Annotated in this window: 1 protein-coding gene; it reads right to left on the minus strand. The window is 61.2% G+C overall.

Features of this window, described 5'->3' with window-relative positions:
- On the minus strand, positions 1-224 hold a 224-nt coding region (locus AC2A06_RS19120; RefSeq protein ID WP_484381338.1), incomplete at both ends, for an invasin domain 3-containing protein.

The following is a 224-nucleotide window of genomic DNA, read 5'->3' on the forward strand; positions in this document are numbered from 1 at the left end:
TGTTGCTGCTGTCCGCCGTCAAGGTCACGCTGGCGCTATTGACCGCAAAAGCCTTGCCCCCCACCGTCACGGTAATCGCCGCGGTGCCTGCGGTAATGCCGCTCAGCGTTGCGGTGTAAGTCCCGTCGCCGTTATCGGTCACCGTGCCCACTTTGCTGTTGGCCAGGTTAGGGACAAACTCCACCGTCTGACCACTCACGCCGTTGCCATTGGCATCGTTCAGT

The organism is Serratia sp. HNCC26DJ244 (assembly GCF_057180565.1).